This window comes from Nonomuraea turkmeniaca (assembly GCF_005889735.1).
GTDB lineage: Bacteria > Actinomycetota > Actinomycetes > Streptosporangiales > Streptosporangiaceae > Nonomuraea > Nonomuraea turkmeniaca.
Window position 1 is genome coordinate 1 of record NZ_VCKY01000473.1, and the last position, 2,776, is coordinate 2,776.

1 protein-coding gene and 1 pseudogene are annotated in these 2,776 nt (G+C 69.6%); both read left to right on the plus strand.

The window, feature by feature from the left end:
* Positions 1-1,192: pseudogene (locus tag ETD86_RS57755) on the plus strand (hypothetical protein); the annotation flags it as partial.
* Between the two features lie 62 nt (positions 1,193-1,254).
* The gene (locus ETD86_RS53725; RefSeq protein ID WP_138674292.1) at positions 1,255-2,589 is read left to right on the plus strand and encodes an ABC1 kinase family protein; all 1,335 of its coding nucleotides are present in this window, start codon (positions 1,255-1,257) and stop codon (positions 2,587-2,589) included.
* The last annotated feature ends 187 nt before the right edge of the window (positions 2,590-2,776 follow it).

The window sequence follows — 2,776 nt, forward strand, 5'->3', positions numbered from 1 at the left end:
AGATGCGTATAAGAGACAGGCCCAGATCGTGGTCCTGCTGGCGGCCGCCGGGGTGGGGCACATCCGGGTGATCGACCCGGGCACCGTTCGGGCGAGCGACCTCACACCCGGTGGGTTGACGTGGTCGGAGCTGGGTCTGAGGCGCGAGGAGGGCGCACAGGCGGCGGCCCGGCGCTTGACGTCGGGCGGACACGCGACCGGTGAAACCGTGGACGCTGATGACGCCGCACTCGGCCCAGGTCTGCCGCCCATCAACCCGCTCTCGTCCACGGACCCACCCCCTGGGTCCACTCCCTCCCGCACCCCGCGACCCGGCTCGGTTTCGTCCGCGACGCCGGCGGCGTCAGGCGTGCGGCCCGGCCGGCGACGCGGCGCGCCACCGCAGGACGACCGGCGGTCGAAGGCCGGCACGCCCAGACCGGCCGCTTCCCCGGCCATCCCGCTCCCTGCTTCCGACCACACCGTCCCGATCCCGGTCGCCGCCACGCCCGGATCAGTCACCCGTACGGACGGCCTGCCTCACCAGCGCAGGGCCGCAGCCCAAGGACACACCGCAGCGCCACCCAGCCCGGACACCGAGAGGCGGGGAAGCGCCGGACAAGGAGAACGCGGGGCGGCACAGCCGACCATTCGCAGGAAGCGTAAGGACCGGCAGATCGACGGACAGGAGGTGGTCAGGCCCGCGGTCGAGGTGCTGGCCGGAGGGACGTACCTTGGAGACAGATCGGACCGTCCCGACCTCGTCATCCTCGCGCCCGTCAGCCCGATGGACGGCGTGCTGGTCAACGAGCTGACCTGCCTGGGCATCCCCCACCTCCTGGCATCCGCCTTCGAAGGCCACGGCACGGTCGGCCCGCTCGTCCTGCCCGGTGAGACGGCATGCCTGCACTGCCTGGACCTGACCCGTCGCGACCACGACCCGGACTGGCCGATCGTCACGGCCAGATTGGGCGGCTACCCGCCGGGCGAGATCGCCTGCGACACGACTCTCGCGGCCCTGGTCGCGGCGGAGGCGACTGGGCATGCGCTCGCTCACCTGGACGGCAGGGAGTCCGCTGTGACCAACAGCACAATGGACGTATCACCTGATTGGCGCTGGGAAACGCAGGCCTGGCGCATGCATCCGGAATGTCGTTGTATGCGAAACAATCCCTATTCGCTAAGAATGGTCATGTCGCCCAAGTGCGACTGACGTCTTCCGGGACGACCACGAAGGGGGGAAGCGGCATCTCTGCCGAGGTTCCGCGCATCAGTGTGAGCGATCTTCCGCGCCGTGCTGTCACGCGTTCCGCCAAGCTGGCCACGCTTCCTCTCGGGTTCGCGGGCCGCGCCGCCCTCGGCCTGGGCAAGCGTCTTGGTGGCAAGTCCGCTGAGATCGTGGCGCAGGAGGTCCAGCAGCGTACCGCCGAGCAGGTCTTCAAGGTGCTCGGCGAGCTCAAGGGCGGCGCCATGAAGCTCGGTCAGGCGCTTTCGATCTTCGAGGCGGCGCTTCCGCAGGAGATCGTCGGCCCTTACCGCGCCACGCTGACCAAGCTGCAGGACGCTGCTCCCCCGCTCCCCGTGTCCACCGTCCACAAGGTGCTCACGGAGCAGCTGGGCGACGACTGGCGGGAAAATTTCCGTTCGTTCGATGACCAGCCGACCGCCGCCGCCTCGATCGGCCAGGTTCACAAGGCCGTGTGGCACGACGGCCGGGAGGTGGCGGTCAAGATCCAGTACCCGGGGGCGGGCAAGGCGCTGCTCGGCGACTTCGCCCAGTTGGCCCGTCTGGGCAAGCTCTTCGGTGTTCTCCTGCCCGGGCTCGACATGAAGGCCGTGCTGTCGGAGCTGCGCGAGCGGATCGCTGAGGAGCTCGACTACCTCCGGGAGGCCGAGGCCCAGCACGCCTTCGCCCTCGAGTTCGACGGCGATCCCGACTTCCACGTCCCCGACGTGATCGCGGCCAACGAAATGGTCCTGGTCACCGAGTGGATGGACGGCACCCCGCTGTCACGCATCATCGCCGAAGGCACCAAAGCGGAACGCGATCACGCCGGCCTGCTCTTCGTCCGTTTCCTGTTCTGCTCGCCGGCGCGGGCGGGGATGCTCCACGCCGACCCGCATCCGGGCAACTTCCGCATGCTGGCCAACGGCAAGCTCGGCGTCCTGGACTTCGGGGCGGTCAACCGCCTGCCTGACGGCTACCCCAGGGTCTTCGGGCAGTTAATGCGCATCTTCAACCATGGCGACATGGAATCCGTCGTGACGGGGCTGCGCCAGGAGGGCTTCATCCGGCCCGGCATCGAGATCGACCCGGACGCGCTGCGCGGCTTCCTCGCGCCGTACGTGGAGCCGACGGCGGTGGAGGAATTCTCGTTCAGCCGGGAATGGCTCCAGGCCCAGGCGGCCAGCGTCACGGACCTGCGCCCCGGCAACGTGGTACGCCAGCTCAACCTGCCGGCGTCGTACGTGCTCATCCACCGGGTGCATGCGGCAGGCGTGGGCGTGCTCTGCCAGCTGGGCACCACGGCACGCTTCCGCGACGAGGTGATCCGCTGGGTCCCCGGCTTCGCCGACGACCCCGACGACCAGCCCTTGGCGATCGGCTAACGGACCCCACCCACGCCCGCGGTCCGCTCCAGCCTCCGCCTGCCGACCCGTCTGGGCCCCAGGACCTCTCCAACCCGCCTTGGGCATGTCCGGCACGCATCCCTGGAGAACGCCGGCGGCCACGGAACCAACACCCCGGCCGCATCCACCCTCGGAGGCGAGTACAGCCACCGACCAACATCCCGAC